Source organism: Anabaena sp. AL93 (assembly GCF_001672085.1).
GTDB classification, from domain to species: Bacteria; Cyanobacteriota; Cyanobacteriia; order Cyanobacteriales; family Nostocaceae; genus Dolichospermum; species Dolichospermum heterosporum.
Window position 1 is genome coordinate 1 of sequence record NZ_LJOU01000109.1, and the last position, 17,702, is coordinate 17,702.

The 17,702-nt window shown below is 41.9% G+C and carries 17 protein-coding genes; 4 read left to right on the plus strand and 13 right to left on the minus strand.

From position 1 onward, the window contains the following. The coding region (locus AN486_RS22635) for a transposase (protein WP_290601601.1) at positions 1-279 on the plus strand (279 nt) is incomplete at its 5' end. Positions 280-1,327: 1,048 nt separating this feature from the next. Here AN486_RS22635 and AN486_RS22640 read toward each other — a convergent pair. The 5 genes from AN486_RS22640 to AN486_RS22660 form a co-directional block, all read right to left on the minus strand. Further along, positions 1,328-3,388 (minus strand): ribonuclease catalytic domain-containing protein, encoded by a 2,061-nt coding sequence (locus tag AN486_RS22640; RefSeq protein ID WP_290602660.1) that lies wholly within the window; start codon positions 3,386-3,388, stop codon positions 1,328-1,330. 483 nt (positions 3,389-3,871) lie between these two features. After that, positions 3,872-5,443 (minus strand): reverse transcriptase domain-containing protein, encoded by a 1,572-nt coding sequence (locus AN486_RS22645; RefSeq protein WP_053537717.1) that lies wholly within the window; start codon positions 5,441-5,443, stop codon positions 3,872-3,874. A gap of 551 nt (positions 5,444-5,994) precedes the next feature. Next, the gene (gene rpsR / locus AN486_RS22650) at positions 5,995-6,210 is read right to left on the minus strand and encodes a 30S ribosomal protein S18 (RefSeq protein WP_027403663.1); all 216 of its coding nucleotides are present in this window, start codon (positions 6,208-6,210) and stop codon (positions 5,995-5,997) included. Between the two features lie 2 nt (positions 6,211-6,212). Then, on the minus strand, positions 6,213-6,407 hold the full coding sequence (rpmG, locus tag AN486_RS22655) for a 50S ribosomal protein L33 (RefSeq protein WP_010998585.1): 195 nt from the start codon (positions 6,405-6,407) through the stop codon (positions 6,213-6,215). A gap of 47 nt (positions 6,408-6,454) precedes the next feature. Then, positions 6,455-7,009: an RDD family protein gene (locus tag AN486_RS22660; protein WP_053537716.1), complete on the minus strand. Its 555-nt coding sequence runs from the start codon at positions 7,007-7,009 to the stop codon at positions 6,455-6,457. Between the two features lie 432 nt (positions 7,010-7,441). Here AN486_RS22660 and AN486_RS22665 point away from each other — a divergent pair, with 432 nt between their 5' ends. The 3 genes from AN486_RS22665 to AN486_RS22675 all read left to right on the plus strand — a co-directional run bounded on the left by AN486_RS22665 (position 7,442) and on the right by AN486_RS22675 (position 8,804). Continuing rightward, the gene (locus AN486_RS22665) at positions 7,442-8,050 is read left to right on the plus strand and encodes a hypothetical protein (RefSeq protein ID WP_053537715.1); all 609 of its coding nucleotides are present in this window, start codon (positions 7,442-7,444) and stop codon (positions 8,048-8,050) included. 116 nt (positions 8,051-8,166) lie between these two features. After that, the gene (locus tag AN486_RS22670; RefSeq protein ID WP_039202387.1) at positions 8,167-8,436 is read left to right on the plus strand and encodes a hypothetical protein; all 270 of its coding nucleotides are present in this window, start codon (positions 8,167-8,169) and stop codon (positions 8,434-8,436) included. Next, a complete protein-coding gene (locus tag AN486_RS22675; protein ID WP_053537714.1) occupies positions 8,436-8,804 on the plus strand; it encodes a clan AA aspartic protease in 369 nt (122 codons plus the stop codon). Before AN486_RS22670 ends, AN486_RS22675 begins: the two co-directional genes overlap by 1 nt. Positions 8,805-8,820: 16 nt before the next feature. On the opposite strand, the gene AN486_RS22680 is transcribed toward AN486_RS22675, so the two are convergent. The 8 genes from AN486_RS22680 to AN486_RS22715 all read right to left on the minus strand — a co-directional run bounded on the left by AN486_RS22680 (position 8,821) and on the right by AN486_RS22715 (position 17,593). Beyond that, positions 8,821-9,510 carry a J domain-containing protein gene (locus AN486_RS22680; RefSeq protein ID WP_168635400.1) on the minus strand — a complete coding sequence of 230 codons (690 nt, stop codon included), beginning with the start codon at positions 9,508-9,510 and terminating at the stop codon, positions 8,821-8,823. A 15-nt stretch (positions 9,511-9,525) separates the two neighbouring features. After that, positions 9,526-10,488, minus strand: coding sequence for a cysteine synthase A (gene cysK / locus AN486_RS22685; RefSeq protein ID WP_290602664.1), 963 nt, complete (start codon positions 10,486-10,488; stop codon positions 9,526-9,528). Between the two features lie 17 nt (positions 10,489-10,505). After that, positions 10,506-10,943: an Rrf2 family transcriptional regulator gene (locus AN486_RS22690; RefSeq protein WP_015081082.1), complete on the minus strand. Its 438-nt coding sequence runs from the start codon at positions 10,941-10,943 to the stop codon at positions 10,506-10,508. A 281-nt stretch (positions 10,944-11,224) separates the two neighbouring features. Continuing rightward, positions 11,225-12,958 carry an iron uptake porin gene (locus tag AN486_RS22695; protein WP_168635401.1) on the minus strand — a complete coding sequence of 578 codons (1,734 nt, stop codon included), beginning with the start codon at positions 12,956-12,958 and terminating at the stop codon, positions 11,225-11,227. 1,057 nt (positions 12,959-14,015) lie between these two features. Continuing rightward, on the minus strand, positions 14,016-15,071 hold the full coding sequence (gene psbD / locus AN486_RS22700; protein WP_015080309.1) for a photosystem II D2 protein (photosystem q(a) protein): 1,056 nt from the start codon (positions 15,069-15,071) through the stop codon (positions 14,016-14,018). Positions 15,072-15,755: 684 nt separating this feature from the next. Beyond that, positions 15,756-16,559, minus strand: coding sequence for an inositol monophosphatase family protein (locus AN486_RS22705; RefSeq protein WP_053537711.1), 804 nt, complete (start codon positions 16,557-16,559; stop codon positions 15,756-15,758). A 70-nt stretch (positions 16,560-16,629) separates the two neighbouring features. Further along, complete coding sequence (locus AN486_RS22710) at positions 16,630-17,193, minus strand: thermonuclease family protein (RefSeq protein ID WP_234413269.1); 564 nt, start codon at positions 17,191-17,193, stop codon at positions 16,630-16,632. A gap of 31 nt (positions 17,194-17,224) precedes the next feature. Further along, entirely contained in the window at positions 17,225-17,593 is a 369-nt protein-coding gene (locus AN486_RS22715; protein WP_027403653.1) for a 2Fe-2S iron-sulfur cluster-binding protein, read from the minus strand. Between the last annotated feature and the right edge of the window lie 109 nt (positions 17,594-17,702).

Sequence of the window (17,702 nt, forward strand, 5' to 3'; positions counted from 1 at the left end):
GACATATTTGAATCTACTAAGTCTTGGGGTGAAAGCATAATCAATTTATTAGATTGGATGCATAATGGACTTTCGTATTTTCCCAAAAGTATAGGAACAATGATTAGATGGTTTGGTGAAGTCGTAGGTTATTTTGATGGCAGAACTACGAGTGGTACTGTTGAAGGAATTAATAATAAACTCAAATTAATCAAAAGACTTGGATATGGCTTTCGTAACTTTAGTAATTTCCGATTACGTAGTTTATTAAACTGGCACTTTAGTATTAATTCTCCATAAAAGAGACGCAAGAGCCAAAATGGCTCTTGCGTCTCTTTTATGGTGATTGAGGATTGATGATAACAAAACCCTTACGGGACAAGGGTTATAAACAATTATTTCCATATTTTCAATGAAATGCCTACACAATAGGGCTTTCAATGATTTTGAACCAGGTTTTCCATAAAAATAACCGAAGAACCAGTTTGTTTAAAAAGATTTCATCCACATTAGCAGTTTTTCTTTCTATTTCTATATCTGAATTACGATGATTATTTATTAATGATTGAGCGTTAGCACTGTACGTTCGCTCATTTTAAATCTGCAAGATTTAATTAAGCCTTACAGGGCTTGTAATCTAGGCAATTCAACTGGTTCAGCCGTTTTCATCTTGCATAGAACTTTTGCCATTTTATGATTTATGCTATCCCTGTGCCTTAAATAATCACCTCTGGAAGCCTTCTGTAATGGTCATAAATTTTACTGGTAATTAACAGGTTACTTAAAAATAGCCGTTTTCCTTTTGCATTAAGGCTCTAATTCCCCTTCCGATTTCAAAATGAGCGAACCGACAGTTAGCAGTTCCTATAGACACAAATAGACTATTTAAAAAAATGAGAGATAAAGTAAATTTATTCATTCCCAAAGTTCCTAATAATTATTAAGTAATGGGACAGAATTAATTACACAATTGATTTTTCTGTTCCCTGTTCCCTGCGATGCACTGAGCTTGTCGAAGTGTTCCCTGTTCCCTCTCTCAACGAGTGAATTTAATTTTGTCCGACTACTTAGGGAACACCAAAAAATAAATTACCCAATTTTGTGGGGATTTTATTTCTTGGAAGTCCCTTACTTGATAGAAGGTTCAAACTCTTACTCTCTGCGACTCTGCGCCTCTGCGTGAGAGATTATAGCAGTTGCAGGTTGAATGCAATACAATTAAGGGCGCAGACCCTGCGCCCCTACAGGATTGGCGATGAAACTTTGTACCTCATAACAGCAGGAAGTGCTGTATTTGAAAATTTTTTGGCGAATATAATACAACTGCGCCACGCCAAAGGCGAACGCCTTAATTTGTAACCGATTGGGCTTCCTGATACATAATTTCTTGGAAATGAATCATATCTTTTTGGGGATCAGCCAAACTAACTTTCACTAATAAATTTTCTCCCAAACTGACAGAACGCCGGAAAGACATAGGCAATTGTAAACCCAAATCTTCTAGTAAAATTAGTGCTAAATTGCTATCCTCTCGTAACCACATTAATACTGTCACCTGCCAAACTTGTTCAGGATGACGACGTAAATATTCTAAAGCGTAATATCTGTTAGTTTGTCGTTCCACCATTGTTGCTTCTTGAGTGATGCTGCTGACCGTCATCATCACTTCTTTGAGTTGTTCAGCAGAGAAGGGTAAACCTTCGCCGCGTAAATGTGCTTTTAATTGGAAGTGGGTGAGTAAGTCGCTATAACGACGAATGGGGGAAGTAGCTTGAGTGTAGGTATCTAAACCCAAACCAGCATGGCGCACTGGTGTAATGCTCATTTCGCTTTTAGGCATACAGCGACGCATAGCACAGGAACGGACAAAACCGGCTGGAAGCAGGAGCAGTTCTTCCTCTGGAGGTAATTCTGGTTGGGGTTGGCCGCGAAAGGGCAGCGGGATATTATGAGTTTGTCCGTAACGGGCGGCAACTTCTCCAGCGAGAATCATCATTTCTGCGACTAATTGGCGGGAGGAAGAATCATCTAAAACATCAATATTGATATCATCGTCTTTGACTTTGATCATCGCTTCGGGCATATTGATACTGATAGCACCTTGACCATAACGCCAATTTTTGCGGATTTTTGCCCAATTAGCGATCGCCTCAATTTCCGGTTCAGCCTGTACTCCCAACTCCAACATCTCATCAACATCCTCGTAGGTAAGACGATAGGTAGGCTTGATCAAACCAGCGTGGATACAATAATCTTCAACCGCCCCAACTTCATCTAAAATCACCCCAAAGCTGAGGGCGCAACAGACCTTCCCCTGTACCAAACTCATGGGACCTGTAGCCAACACCTCTGGAAACATAGGAATCATCCCCGTCGGTAAATAAACCGTACTCCCCCGTTTTCTGGCTTCCAAATCCAACTCATCATCCGGTATTAGTAACCGGGTGGGGTCAGCAATATGTACCCATAATCGTTGCTTACCATCTGGTAATACCTCCCAACTCAAACCATCGTCTATTTCCGTCGTGCTTTCATCATCAATGGTGTACACCTTGAGATGTGTAAGATCAAGACGGTTTGTGTCCAAATCTGTAGGAGGAAAATCCCAACGTTTTTGCGCCACTTCTAATACCTTTTGCGGAAATTGAACGGAGATTGATGAACGGCGCAGAAACAGATTCTCATGGGAAGTCCACCAACCCAAATCTATCAAAAGTTGAAATGCCGCCTGGGGCGTAGCAGAACGTCCCAGCATATTCATAGTTTCTAATACTGGGGCTGAAGGCGGACAAGCACGAGCTAAAGAGTCGTAATTTACCTTGAGCATGACAACATCAGCTAACAAAGTCGCATACTTTTCTATGGCTTCTAAGCGTTGGCGGTCTAGTCGTTGCCATTCTACTACTTGTCCCTGAAGTGCCTGTTCTACACGGGCTAAAAATTCCTGCTGTCCCCTGGCTTTTTGGGATTCTACTTCAATCTGGTGTTTGCGTTCTGCTACTTGTGCCGTGCTGCGGGGTTCGTAAGCGTCTCCTTTTTGTTTGAAATAGAGTTTATCCTCCGATAACAAATAATGGGCTGCATAACACTGAGGAAGCGTGGATTCCGAAAATAATATATTTGCCAATTGGCTAGGAGTGACAGTTTCTCCATCTTCAATGAGTAGTTCCCACGCTATCTCTAGACTTGATGGATCTAGATAAGGTTGGACTTGACTTAAGAAATCAGCGATTTCGCCTGGTTTATAGGTTTGTCCATTCACTGTGTAGGTAAATTGGCGAGGTGCAAGACTGTGGGATTGACCACGTTCATCTACTACAAACCAACGAGTTTTACCGTCTGGACGATCCACCACTCCTAGACGGCGATCGCTTTGAACCCTAAATTCAACTAACGTCCCCTTATCCACAACTGTCGCACTTTAATATTTTTAGATTTTTAGACTGGAGATTGCGGATTAAATACCTGTTATTTAATCCTTGTACAGCAGATTGCAGATTAATAAACTACAGGATCTAAATTCAGAACCGGACAGCAACCCAGTTTTACTCCTGACTCCTGACTCCTGACTCCTGACTGCTGCTGTATTTAATAATTTGCTATGAAGAATGCTATCACCTTTGACAATTTCATTCTCAAATTTAGCGATATCGTACCATTTTTGAGAATGAATTAATTAAATGTTTTTGGCAATTTCCTAACATTAAATATTAAATTTTAGATTTTGGACCCAAAGTAACCAGGCAATATCCATGCAAATGCTACTTTTTTTTGGACAATCCAAAATCCAAAATCCAAAATATTCTGGTAGAGTCGAGGGGGAATATTATTTCCCGCCCCTCTCTGTTAAATCTGGGCGTGCGACTTTCACCGCACCCAGCTTCCGATGTTCTTAGCTTGCGCTTTTGCTCATGTGTATGTAATCGTGGCAGCTTTCGTGGATTGCTAGAAGGTTTTTAGTTTTCCAGCTTTGGTGGTTTCCATCTATATGATGTAAATGTACCTTCTCGTCACTAAGCATTTTTAGTCCACAATGACCACATTTATGGCTTTGCCGTTTGAGGGCTTTAGAGGTATGGTTGTCATAGAGCTTGCTGTTACGTTCGCTCCAGTAACTTAAATCTCCGTCGTAGGGTGATTTCTCACCTTTGACATTGATGTGTTTGTTTTCGGAGTAAGGGACTGATGGAAACGCCTTATCTAGTAATTGTTTACTAGAGTAGCGTTTTTGTTTTGATTCCTTGTTGAATACCCTGAAAGCTCTTGTTTCGATGTGGAATAACGAGTTTCTAGACCCGTCCATCTTGCAGAAGCGGTGGTAATTCCTCCAACCTCTAACTACAGGGGCTAATTTCTCCGCCTTTGTGGTAGCGCCATAATTCGAGTTGTTGACGATGAATTTTACTTTCTTGCGAAAAGCTTTAAAGTTGTCCGCTGATGGGGCGCATCTAAACTTCCCGTTTTTCTGGACTTTGAAATGCCAGCCGAGGAAATCAAACCCATCTGTCGCGGCGGTTAGCTTTGTCTTTTTCTCACTGACTTTCATTCCCCGCTCTGCTAGGAACTGACTGATTTTGTCAAGTATTTCGGTGGCATCATCTTGGAGTCGGAGTATTATCACCATGTCATCCGCGTAACGGATTGTTGGCTCAATAATATGTTCCTTTGGGGTTTTGTCTGTGATTCTGTAACCTTGATTATGGTATCTATGAATACTTTCAATCCCATTTAAGGCGATGTTAGCTAATAGTGGACTTACCACCCCGCCTTGAGGTGTTCCTTGTTCGGGGAACTCTGGATTGACTCCGGCTTTGAGACATCGGAAGATTCCTTGTCTTATACTCTTGGGGGCGATGAGTTTATCAATGATTGCGGTGTGGTTTATCCTATCAAAGCATTTTTCGATATCGAGTTCTATAACTCGTTTATCTTTTCCATTGCAAAATGAGCGTAAGTTGAGGAACAGGATTTTCTGTGCGTCATGAGCCGAGCGTCCCGTTCTAAACCCATAGCTATTTGCATGGAAGGTTGCTTCGTGGGCTGGTTCTAATGCGTATTTGATAAGGCATTGATATGCTCTATCTGCAATAGTGGGGACTTTCAACATCCTGTTAGTACCGTCCTTTTTGGGGATGGGTATTTCTCTTAGCTCCTGGTGTTTCCAGTTGCTAACGGATGCCTTTAGCAGTTCATTAAGCTCAAAGCGTTCCTTAAAGTTAAGGGACTTTTTGCCGTCAATTCCTGCGGTCTTTTTCCCAGCATTTAGCTGTGTTACTTGACGGATAGCCAGTAATCTTGCTGCGGTTGATTTCAGAATCAGCTTTTGTAGGGACTTAGCTTTACGCTTGTCGCCAACTTGAACCGCTTTATACACTCGTTTTTGTAGGCAGAATATGTTGCGGCGAAATTTCTTCCAGGGCAACGTCTTCCAGGATTCACTAGAGTTTTCTCTGTGTCTAATCATGCTCTGCTCCAATTTGTGTATTCTGAACACCTCAGACCAATTACGGTCTGTCCTACCCGAATTGAAGGAATTACGCTGCTCGTCCAGCCTACTTATAGGGTTCGACCGCCCTTAGACCCTCAATCCGTTTTTATTCGTTCCCTCGGTTGATTGTTAGTTCCGTTAGGTGTAGCCAATTCAACCACTGGATTCCCTAGACTCTTGCCGCTATCAGGTTAAGATGCGGCGGGTATTAACTCCAGTGAGGTCAGGTTTTGCTGTTGTGTCCTGCCTCGCCGTAGGTTGCTTTTCTAGGCTCTGTTTCACCATAGGAACTCCCCGTTAACGCCAAGTGTCATCCCACAACGGATGTCTGATTGCGTCCTGTTCCCAGCTTCGACCTCCCGAAACCGAGTCGGGTCATCGTGGGCAGTTAGGGAGTCATACCTGAGTCTGGTAGATGGGACTTTCACCCATATCAGACCGAGAGTTCAACCTTTCTCCATGATTGGATTGGGTTGGTTAGCTTATGTACGGACTGATTACCGTGATTCAGCTAACAACGAATCGCACTAACCTTCGGCGTTAATGAAGGGTAACAAAGCCACAATCCGGGCGCGTTTAATGGCTAAAGTCAGGGCGCGTTGTTGCTGACAGGTTAAACCAGTGATTCTCCGAGGCAAAATTTTACCACGTTCGGTAAGAAACTTCCGCAACAAATCTACATCTTTGTAATCAATGGCATCTCCGGGCTTAATTGGAGAAAGGCGACGACGATAGTAACTCATTCTTACTTAATTTCCTTGTGAACTGTGTGTTTATTGCAGTGGGTACAGAACTTTTTCAGTTCTAAACGGTTGGTTGTGTTCCTACGGTTCTTGGTACTGGTATAACGAGATACGCCAGGGGAACGTTTATCTGGATTTGTCCGACACTCGGTGCATTCTAGTGTCACTATTATGCGCGCACCTTTACTTTTAGCCATAATCTTACAAACTGTAAAGCCTGGAGGATAATTAACACAAATGGTTATTATCTCATATTTCGGGGAAATTTTTCAACCAACCGTTTAATTTTTATATCTAATGAATAACCCCGACGGGAAGAAACTATAACCGTCCGAAAAAAGCGGTCATGGAAAGCCTGACGCATCTGAGTATCAGATAAAGCCGCACCCCCGTCAATGATTAAGGGAAGCAATAATACAACAGCAGCGGGGTTGAGGATGATATTCCCCAGGAAAATGGATAATAATAAGCTAGAAAAGCAAATAATCCCTTCTCGCAGTAATAATGTCTGAAATTGCGGGATTCTGTTGACTATTTCCCCATTTACGACTTCTAGGATCTTTAAATCAAACGCCCAACGTCCTAAACTTTGTCCCTGATTGTTGTAAACTACGACTACGCGAAAAATTAACCAAGCAAAAATAAACACAAAGATTTGGGCAAATTGAATACCAATTTCATTACTTCTCACTATAGAACTCAGTAACCATGCACCGAAAAAGTCCATAGCTAAAGCCATTCCTCGACGAGTAAGATCCCCTTTGGGGTAGTGTCTTTGATTTGCTTTAACAAGAGTCATCCTCTTTACCTCGCTAGTGGTAGAATTTAAATTTATTTAAATCTGTGTAGACTTACAGCATATTTCTTTGTCGGATCTGGAAAATTGAGGATATGCAGATAGTTGAAACTGTTCCCTCCCTTCACAGAAGGTATTTAAAGGATCTGTATCAATTTTTATTCCCTGAAATAAACAATACAACAAATAGTTGATTCTGATACGGCATTTATATTTATATTAAGAGATAATAATTAAATCAGATTGCAGATTAATAAGGTACAGGATCTAAATTCAAAACCAGACAGCAAACTCTTTTTACTTCTGACTCCTGACTCCTGACTCCTGACTCCTAAATTCTGCTGTAAATCTTCACTCAATCTTGATGACCATCTGACACAAAATTAACAATTAGTTTCATAACTAATAACTAATAACTAATTAGGTCTTGTTCTGATGTCAAATATTTACAATACCCAAGAGTTAATTCAGATTTTGGCAATCGAACGCCAAGCTTGCTTAAAAGGAGAAAGGTTAAAGTTAGATATAACTGTTGCTAGTAATCCTGTCATAGATCCGTTTATTAAAACCGACGGAGTACAAAGATTCACAGCTTACCAAGATTTTAAAGCCTCTATTCATGAATATCAACGAGAAAATCAAGTTTCTGGCATTATCTGGAAAGATATTCAAGTGAAAGGCAAAAATCTTCATTATCCAGAAATTGATCCAGAATTGATTGCCTTAGAAAGCGATTTAGAAATCTTGAAACCTGCCAAAGATTCTCTTTTGGAATTTTGGTATCTGGTGACAGAAGACATGGATTTATATTTAAGTCTTAGTAATGGTAAACAACATCAAAAAGTAAACACAGTAGATGTAGAAAGAATTGTCCAAAGAACAGAATGGGCAACTTTATTAAAGTGGGAAAATCCGAACTTTCTAGAAATTATTTTACAACTAGGTTGGGGACAACCGCAAGAAGCAGCTTATAAACGGGGAAGACCATTAGCCGGTAGTGAATTTATCCATGCCGTCAATCCGGGATGTTATCCTATCGGTTAATACAGCAGGAGTTAAGAGTCAGGAGTCCGTCAGATGTTTGGCTTGTTAACCATACTGTAGTTTCTGTATTAGAATCATAACAGAAGTATATTAACTTGAATTGGAAGGTTCTCTCTATGCTTAACCCTAAAATCAGTGGTGAAGAAATTACCAACCGGGGCAAAGAAATCTATGAAAAAATCATTCGTCCTTTAGCAGAGAAAACAGAGAACATTGGCAAAATTATTTCAATTAATGTAGAAACTGGTGAATATGAAATTGGTGATGATTTAATTATTACAAGTCGCCGATTGCAAGCAAAACAACCTGATGCCCCAATTTGGGCAGGAAGAATCGGCTTTAATGCAGTTTATGCTGTTGGTGGTACATTAATTAGGACAACATAGTGATACATGGAAACGTATTTGGGCTTCAAGCTCGAATTAATTTGATTATTTGTTTATCAGAACCTGCAAATATAGAAATTGAATGTGTTGTTGATACGGGTTTTGAAGGTTTTTTAACTTTACCCCCAGTTGTAATTACAGAACTTGGGCTGCCATACATTGCTCGAATTGATGCAAATTTGGCTGATAATTCCAGTATTGGAGTCAATGTTCATTTGGCAACTATTCTCTGGCAAGGTATAGAACGCGAGATTGCAGTATTGGCAATGGGTAGTCGTCCTCTGATTGGAACTGCGCTACTTGCAGATTATCATCTCAGTATAGATTTCTGTGATGGTGGTACGGTTATCGTTGATGATATTTTGTAACTTTGAGTATGTCTCATCAAGTAACCGACTCTTGCGCTTCCCGATACAATCTTTTAGCTATCCGAAATAATTCTTGTCCTGTGTGCAAATAACGATCATCATAGCTTAATGGAAAGTAGGCTAACTCCTCTATTCCATCTGCCACTTGACTCATACAATAGTAAATATGGGCTGCTGCGGCTGCAAAACTAGTAGGATTTGGCAAAGAACGAAACTTAATTTGTGCGTCTCGTAAATCTTCCCGACAGGATGCTAAATAATCTTGAAATTCGTCTAAAAGATCATCATCAAAAGGATCTGCGGCTAATTCGTCAATTTGTGATTCTAAAGAATTGAGAATTGTCGAAAGTATCCGATTTACTGGTTTATAAACTAAACGTAACCATTCTTCGACGTTTTCATCAACATCTTTTCTCGTTTTCCTAGTTGCTTTGTGGTGCTGTTGGGCAGACTCGGCACGTTTTTGGCGAACTTGATGAAATTGTTGCTGACTGTGACGGAGTTTTTCATCATAATTAAAACGACTTTTACTGTCACTTAAAACCTCATAGGCAGCATTAACACGAATAATTTGTTCATTGTCTGTGATTTCTTGATTACTATCAGGATGAAAAATTTTCACCAAGCGGCGATAAGCTTGTTTAATTTCCGCAAGACTTGCATTGTTACTAACTTTTAGGGTGTCGTAGTGGTTAAAATCGGACATGAATCCAATAGATTGTTAATTGGCACTAGTTGCTGTTTTCGTTTCTAGGTCTTGGAATAAGGGTGTACTTAAATATCTCTCACCGAAACTAGGCTGAATCATCACAATTAAGCGTCCCTGATTCTCTGGACGTTGGGCAACACGCACCGCTGCACAGAGGGCTGCACCACTGGAAATGCCCGATAGTAGCCCTTCCTCCCTGGCTAATTTGCGACTAAAGGCGATCGCCTCCTCATCTGTCACCGTAATTACCTCATCAATCAATTCTACCTTTAAGACTTGGGGAATAAAACCCGCCCCAATGCCCTGAATTTTATGGGGACCCGGTTTACCTCCCGATAATATCGGGCTATTAGCTGGTTCGACAGCGATCGCCTGAAAACTCGGTTTCCGGGCCTTCAAAACTTCCGCCACCCCAGTAATCGTCCCCCCAGTCCCCACACCCGCCACAATCATATCCACCAATCCATCCGTATCCTCCCAAATTTCCTCCGCCGTAGTTTCCCGGTGAATTTGGGCATTAGCCGGATTGCGGAACTGTTGCAACATATAAGAGTATGGTGTTCTATCCACAATCTCCTGCGCCCGCCGAATCGCCCCACTCATCCCCGCAATTCCCGGAGTGAGTTCCAATTGGGCCCCATAAGCCCTTAACATCGCCCGCCGTTCCGCACTCATCGTTTCCGGCATAGTTAAAATTAATTGATACCCCTTAGCCGCCGCTGCCATAGCCAAAGCAATCCCAGTATTTCCCGATGTTGGTTCTACCAGAATCGTCTTCCCAGGGGCAATTAATCCTTCCTTTTCCGCCGCCATAATCATACTTACCCCAATGCGGTCTTTTACCGATGACGAAGGGTTCATACTTTCCAATTTCACGAGAATTGTAGCCACACAACCTAATTCTTGAGGAATCCGGTTTAACTTAACTAGAGGTGTCCGTCCCACCAATTCCGTAATATTTTCAACAATCCGCATCATAAAATTTTCTGTCTTCAAATGTAGTACATGATATCCAACTGCTTCCGGGAATCCCGTTTTTCACAAAGATCCTGAAGCGAATAATTTTGTAACACTGAATTTGCCGCCTGACGTGCTTCTTGCCAAATTTCTGACACCACAGAATTATCTAAACTTGTGAGGTTAGTATTTTGTTCACCAGTCTGCACATCTAAACCTTCCAAACATTCTAAAATCTCAAAGATACTAATTTTCCGAGGTTCTCGCGCCAATAAATAGCCGCCTTTTGAACCCCGTTGACTTTTAACTATACCCCCCCGCCGCAAAGTTGCTAACAGTTGTTCTAAATAGCGATCAGGTATCTTTTGTTGCAGAGCGATTTGCCGAATTTGCATCGGTTCACCGTTTTCATAATGAGTAGCCATCTCTAATAACGCCAAAATTGCGTATTCAGATTTACATGATAATTCCACAAGCAGTAGTCCAAGATGAAAGTTGAAGCATGAAGTTGAGCAAAACCTCACAGTTAGAGACTTCCAAGAAATAAATTATCCTAAGAAACGAACCACAGAGGCACAGAGTACACAGAGAGAGAATTTCTGCATCAGTTTTGGGACATTTTTTTATTTGGAAGTCTCTTAAGCTCTTTTCCAGTATACTCCGGTTCTTAACTGGGGTTTTTCTCTCCACAAAAAAACCCCGCCATGAGGCAGGGTCAAATCACGTTGAAACTTATCAACAAACTTTTAACTATTTAGAAGCTAAAAGTTGTTCTGAGTGTACCAACAAAGGCATCATTACTGGTATTATTTTGTCCAGGAGATGTCATCCAAATAACTCCAGGAGTTACGGATACATTTTCAGAAACGCGATACTTATAGAAGCCTTCTACTTGGTATGGAGTCTCTCTACCAGTCGCACCTAGTGAGTAAGGTTGAGCGCCACCGAAGATACCCAAGACGTTACCTTTCTTACCAAAATCAGGTAAAGCTAAACCTGCACCATAGCTCCAAGCTTCTTTATCATCATTAGCTCCAAAGCCTGTAACATCATGGTAGGAAACGAAACCACTCAAAGACAGTTTATCGCTAGGCTTGATAGCTGCGGAAATACCGTAGGAGTTGCTGGAAGAGGCACTAGCAGCACCTGTTGCCGAATTAACGCCTAAAGTATTCGCTTGTGCAGTGCCTACTAAAGCACCAGTACCAATTCCTGAATCAAATAAGGTAGTACCTGCTTTTTGATAACCATGCACATAGGTGGCAGCCAAAGCAACGCGATTACCAACGTTAAAGTTTAACTGACCCAAAGCCGCATAGTTGCCATCAAACAAGCCATTGCTGGGACTAGGATCATTAGCGTTTGCAGCTAAGTAACCTAATGTGAGAGAACTTGGTTTCAAGAAACTATCACCGGGTTTCCCAAAGGGTACATTCAAGGCAATACCAGAACCACCACCAATCCGGTAGATGGGGTTTTCAGATGCGAAGGTACTTAAAGCCCCTTTACCACCATCTGTTTTATCAAAGAAGTAAGGATTGTTAACAGCGGCATAATCACTATGTTGCCCACCACTAGCTGAAAGATAAACTCTTGCAGGTCCTACAGGCGCTTCATAAGTTAACTTGTCAATTTTAACGCTGTTAGCTGGGTTAGTTGCACCAACTTCAAAGGTTTGTTTGCCGACTCCACCAGCATCAATAGGAGTATTGGCATTATTTCTGAAACTAAAGCCTGTGGCATTACCAGCAGCCAAACGGGTAGTTAATATATCTCTACCTGTAAAGCTGGTTTCTAAACCTAAGCGCACTCTATCCTGGAAAACTGCCCGGTTAGCTTTGCCTGTTTCACCACCAAAAACGTCGGTGACAGCAAAAATAGCTTCACCTTTTAACTTAGTGGTAGTGGAGAATTGATTGGCTTCTAATTCGGCAGTCCGGCCTTCTAAAGCATCTACTCGACCGCGTAAAGTTGCCAATTCCGCAGAAAATTCTTCTTGCAACCGCTGCAATGTTGCTAAATCCTGTTTTGTTACCATATCAGCGGTTGCTGTGGCAATCAATTCATTTACACGATCTAAACAAGAATTTAAACCAGCGGCAAATTCGTAACGGCTTAAAGCCCGATTACCGCGATATGTGCCATTGGGATAACCTGCAATACAGCCATAGCGCTCTACCAAAGATTGCAAAGCTTGGAATGCCCAATCTGTAGGTTGCACGTCAGAGAATTGGGAAACTGATGTTACCTGATTTAAAGAAGTATTGTTTTCGTTGCTGTAGCGGTTAACCTGAGCCAAAACTTGGGCTTCTTTGGTTTCTGTTGCCAATGTTGCTGGCTTTTGAGAAACTTCTGTTGTAGAGGAAGTTTCTATTGCCGATGCGTCCTTGCTGGTACTGGGTGCGGCGATCGCTGTTGAAGATACTAACAGTGCTGCTCCCAAAATTGCTGGGCTAACCACCAGGGATTTCCACAAAATATTAGACATTTTTCCTTTTCTCCTCACACCTTCATATGGATAACTTGAGTTCGCTGTAGCCAACTGGTTACAAATGCGAAGTCTTGTTGAAACCTGTGTAATAGGCATGGCTGCCACCATTACCACAATCATAGCTTTCACAAGGCTAACAATTGATTAACTAATTGTTAAACTTTAATGCAATTAACTTATGCAAAAACTTTTAACTATATCCTGTGGTTATATTATCACTTTTTCTAATAACCAACATAAGATTTTCTGTTCAAGTACGTATGTATACTAAACACGGGTGAGATTTAAACTTTTGCCAAATGACAAACAACCCAGATGTGTAGGGGTAAAGCAAGAGCTTCATTGGTGTCAACTTAAGCTCAAATCCCTACCACATCTCGTTCCTAGTCTCTGACTAGGAATGCAGTTGATGAGGCTCTGCCTCTAATATCATTGAAGGCAGAGCCTTCTAGAATTCATTCCCAGTCAGAGACTGGGAATGAGATGAACTTAAGCTCAAATCCCTACCACACCTCGTTCCTAGTCTCTGACTAGGAATGCAGTTGATGAGGCTCTGCCTCTAATATATAATCGCCAAAAGCCTGAAACAACGGATTTTTTTAACTTCGCTGTGTACCGATCTAAAAAACACCCTTAAAAACTATCCGCCCTGATTTAGATTAGATAATCTAAGTCAGGGCGGTCTAGCGGGTCTTCAAGTTGCAACCAGACTGCCGGAAGGAACTCCGATGTTAAGCCTAGTTAGTTGAGCTAACTTAGTATCTCAAGAGAACTAAAGCTAACTTTTAGAGAACAGCCCCGGCACACAGCCAGCTAACTGCAACTTGATGACCCATGCGTATACTACTTTCTATCATGGGCATCACCTCCTTGTTGCCTAAATGGTCTTAGTTTCAAAAGGGGCAAAGCAAAATGCTTTGGGTTTCTAACCTGGGACTACTATAACACAACTGCGAAAATTTGCAATACCCTGATTTCAATTTCTGCCACAAAAAAACCCTCACCAATGAGGTAAGGGCTAACTAACAAAGATAAATTCAGGTAAATTCCAGAGTTAGAGAGCGTTACCACGTGGTAATACTTCTTCTGGGAATACGAACTGTTCGTGGGGTTGATCTTGAGGAGCCATCCAAGCGCGGATACCCTCGTTCAGTAAAATGTTTTTGGTATAGAAAGTTTCAAACTCTGGGTCTTCTGCTGCCCGTAATTCTTGAGAAACGAAGTCATAAGCCCGCAGGTTTAATGCTAAACCAACGATACCGATAGAACTCATCCACAAGCCTGTAACTGGTACAAACAACATGAAGAAGTGTAACCAACGTTTGTTGGAGAAAGCAACTCCGAAAATCTGTGACCAGAAACGGTTTGCTGTCACCATGGAGTAGGTTTCTTCAGCTTGGGTGGGGTTGAAGGCGCGGAAAGTGTTTGAACCTTCACCGTCTTCAAATAGGGTGTTTTCTACTGTGGCACCGTGAATGGCACAAAGTAAAGCTCCACCTAAGATTCCCGCTACACCCATCATGTGGAAGGGGTTAAGTGTCCAGTTGTGGAAACCTTGGAGGAATAAGAGGAAACGGAAAATTGCGGCTACTCCAAAGCTGGGGGCAAAGAACCAGCTAGATTGTCCCAAAGGATACATCAGGAACACGCTGACGAATACGGCGATAGGACCGGAGAAAGCAAGAGCGTTATAAGGACGCAGACCGACAAGACGGGCTACTTCAAATTGGCGTAACATGAAGCCAATCAAACCGAATGCGCCATGTAGGGCGACGAAAGGCCACAAACCACCAAGTTGAATCCAACGGGTGAAGTCACCTTGAGCTTCAGGTCCCCACAGGAACAACAGGGAATGTCCCATGCTGTTTGCTGGTGTGGATACTGCTACTGTTAAAAAGTTAGCTCCTTCTAAGTAAGAAGATGCTAGTCCGTGGGTGTACCAGGAGGTGACGAAGGTTGTACCGGTTAGCCAACCGCCTAATGCGAGGAAGGCACAGGGGAATAGTAATATTCCTGACCAACCTACGAATACAAAGCGATCGCGCTTTAGCCAGTCGTCTAATACGTCAAACCACCCTCTACTGGGGGCGCGTCCAACTGCGATGGTCATGAGAGCAAATCTCCAAAATGTTTTATAAGTACGGATTTTATGCGTTTATGGCAGGCGAATATTATCCACCTACACAAATCTAACCAGATTGTCAACCTAGTTTACAATTTTTTACGCTTTCTATCATAATAGGTGAAAATCTCTAATTTTGCTAGTGGGCTAAGAAAAAAATTTTATTTGGGGATGATTATAGAGACGTTCTATGTAAAACAAGTAACTCGTTGAGAGAGGGAACAGGGAACAGGGAATAGGGAATAGGGAATAGGGAATAGGGAACAGGGAATAGGGAACAGGGAACAGGGAATAGGGAACAGGGAATAGGGAATAGGGAATAGGGAACAGGGAATAGGGAATAGGGATACTGAAAACGGTTCATAGTTTAACCAAATATGAAACCCCTCTCCAAACCTCTCCCCGCAACGGGGAGAGGCTTTGAACTTGTTCCGGGTTTGATGACAATTTGCCAGATGTAAAAAAGTAAAATCCATCAAAACCTATTGCCTATTGCCTATTGCCTATTGCCTATTGCCTATTCCCTCTTGCCTATTCCCTCTTGCCTATTGCCTATTGCCTATTGCCTATTGCCTATTGCCTATTGCCTATTGCCTATTGCCTATTGCCTATTCCCTATTGCCTCTTGCCTTGCTATAACGACAATTTTTAACGCCAACCTACTTAGAAAACTTATGTCCAACTAGATAAAGAGGGAACTTGCATCAATTCCTGACTGAGTTTTTTGTGAATATGACCGTTAGTAGCCAGAATTCTCCCCGAATCAATGTTTATCGGAGTTCCATCATAGGCAGTGACGTTACCTCCCGCTTCCTGAACCAATATTATTCCAGCCACAACATCCCAAGGTGCAATTCCCCTTTCCCAATAACCATCAACTCTCCCACAGGCTACATAAGCTAAATCCAAGGCTGCTGCACCATCACGTCTGACACCTTGGGTAAGATGGGTAAGATGACAAAACTCTGCATAATTGTTGTCAGCAGTTTCCCGGCGATCATAAGCAAATCCACTAACTAACAAGCTTTTACCTAATTCCGCTGTTTGGGAGACCTGAATAGGGCGACGGTTACGAGTTGCACCTAAGCCAGCAGCAGCCCGAAATAATTCATCACGAAAAGGGTCATAAATTACCCCTACCTTGGGGACACCGTGAATCAGCAACCCAATGGAAACAGCGAAACAGGGGTATTGATGGGCGTAATTAGTCGTACCATCGAGAGGGTCAATAGCCCAGAGAAATTCATTATCTTGGTTCCCCAGTTTTCCCGACTCTTCAGCGAGGATGGAATGCTGGGGAAAATGACGACGCAATACTTCTAAAATTACCTGTTCAGAAGCTTTATCAGCAGCGGTAACTAAATCACCAGGACGACCTTTTTCGGTGATTACGTTTTCTAATTTACCTAAATAATCTTGTAAAACTACACCTGCGGCTAAAGCTGCTTCTGTAGCAATATCTAGAAAAATTTGCATATTTGTTAGTTGTCAGTTGTCAGTTGTGCAATAGATGGCATAGCAAACCTTTACGTCTACGTCTCTACATTTAACGAGAGAGCCGGCGAAATTCTCCAGGAGTCACCCGCATGGGTTTATCTGTATTCCAGATGCCTTTGCCCATGATTCTCGCCCATTGTTGAGCGTGTTCTAGTCGTTGGTCGTATTTGTGATTAGGCGATCGCGCTACAAATAAAGCATATCCTTGTTTGACAACTTCTTCATTTAACAACAGTTTATCTTTCCATACATAAGCCAAGGTTCGGTTAAATTTATCCTTAGCTTCTAAGTCAAATTCCAGATTAACAGCCTGATTTGCACCGCCAATTAAACTTTCAACAAATTGTTTAGCATCCTCACCCCAAGGAATTTGGCGGATATCAGGTGCATCTAAACCAATTAACCGCACCGGGGAAATTAAATTCGGTTGTGACTCCATTCCCAATACTTCCAAACTTTGTCCACTCACAACCCGTGCTACCCTGACACTAGCAGGAGTTATTGAAGAGTTGCTTTGGCTTTGACAACTCACCAAAAGTGAAAAACTAGCCAATATAATTATTTTTGGCACAAAAACGCGAAGATTGACCACTACAGCAGTCATCCTCGCCATCAAATTCATTAACCTAAACACACAAAAAATATTAGTCCTCATCTAAGGGTAAACCTGCTTTAACTTTGCCCTTACCAAAAAACCGCCCAAACTGAAGTTCATAAACCTCATCTTCATCTTGTGTTTCCACTTCCAAATCAGAACGAGCATAACTTACGCATAATAAAGCGTAACCTTGACGGCGTAAATCTGGAGACAGACCAATGGCTTCCGGTTGGTGAATTTCTCCTGATATAACTCTGACAGCGCAAGTTGTACAAGCCCCATTCCGACAAGAAAAGGGGAGTTCCGTCCCGTTATGTTCAGCCGTGTGTAAAATATAACGGTCTTCAGGAACTTCCAGAGTATGTGATGTCCCAGTTTGGCGATTGTAAACTTTAATTTTGTGGGTTTGAACCATCTTAATTTTCAGATTTGCGGATTTGGAGTTTCACACCTAATTATAAGAAGATTGTTGGAAAACTTCGTATTTTCAGGTCAGGAAGTGGTGGGGGAGGTGGGGATGTGGG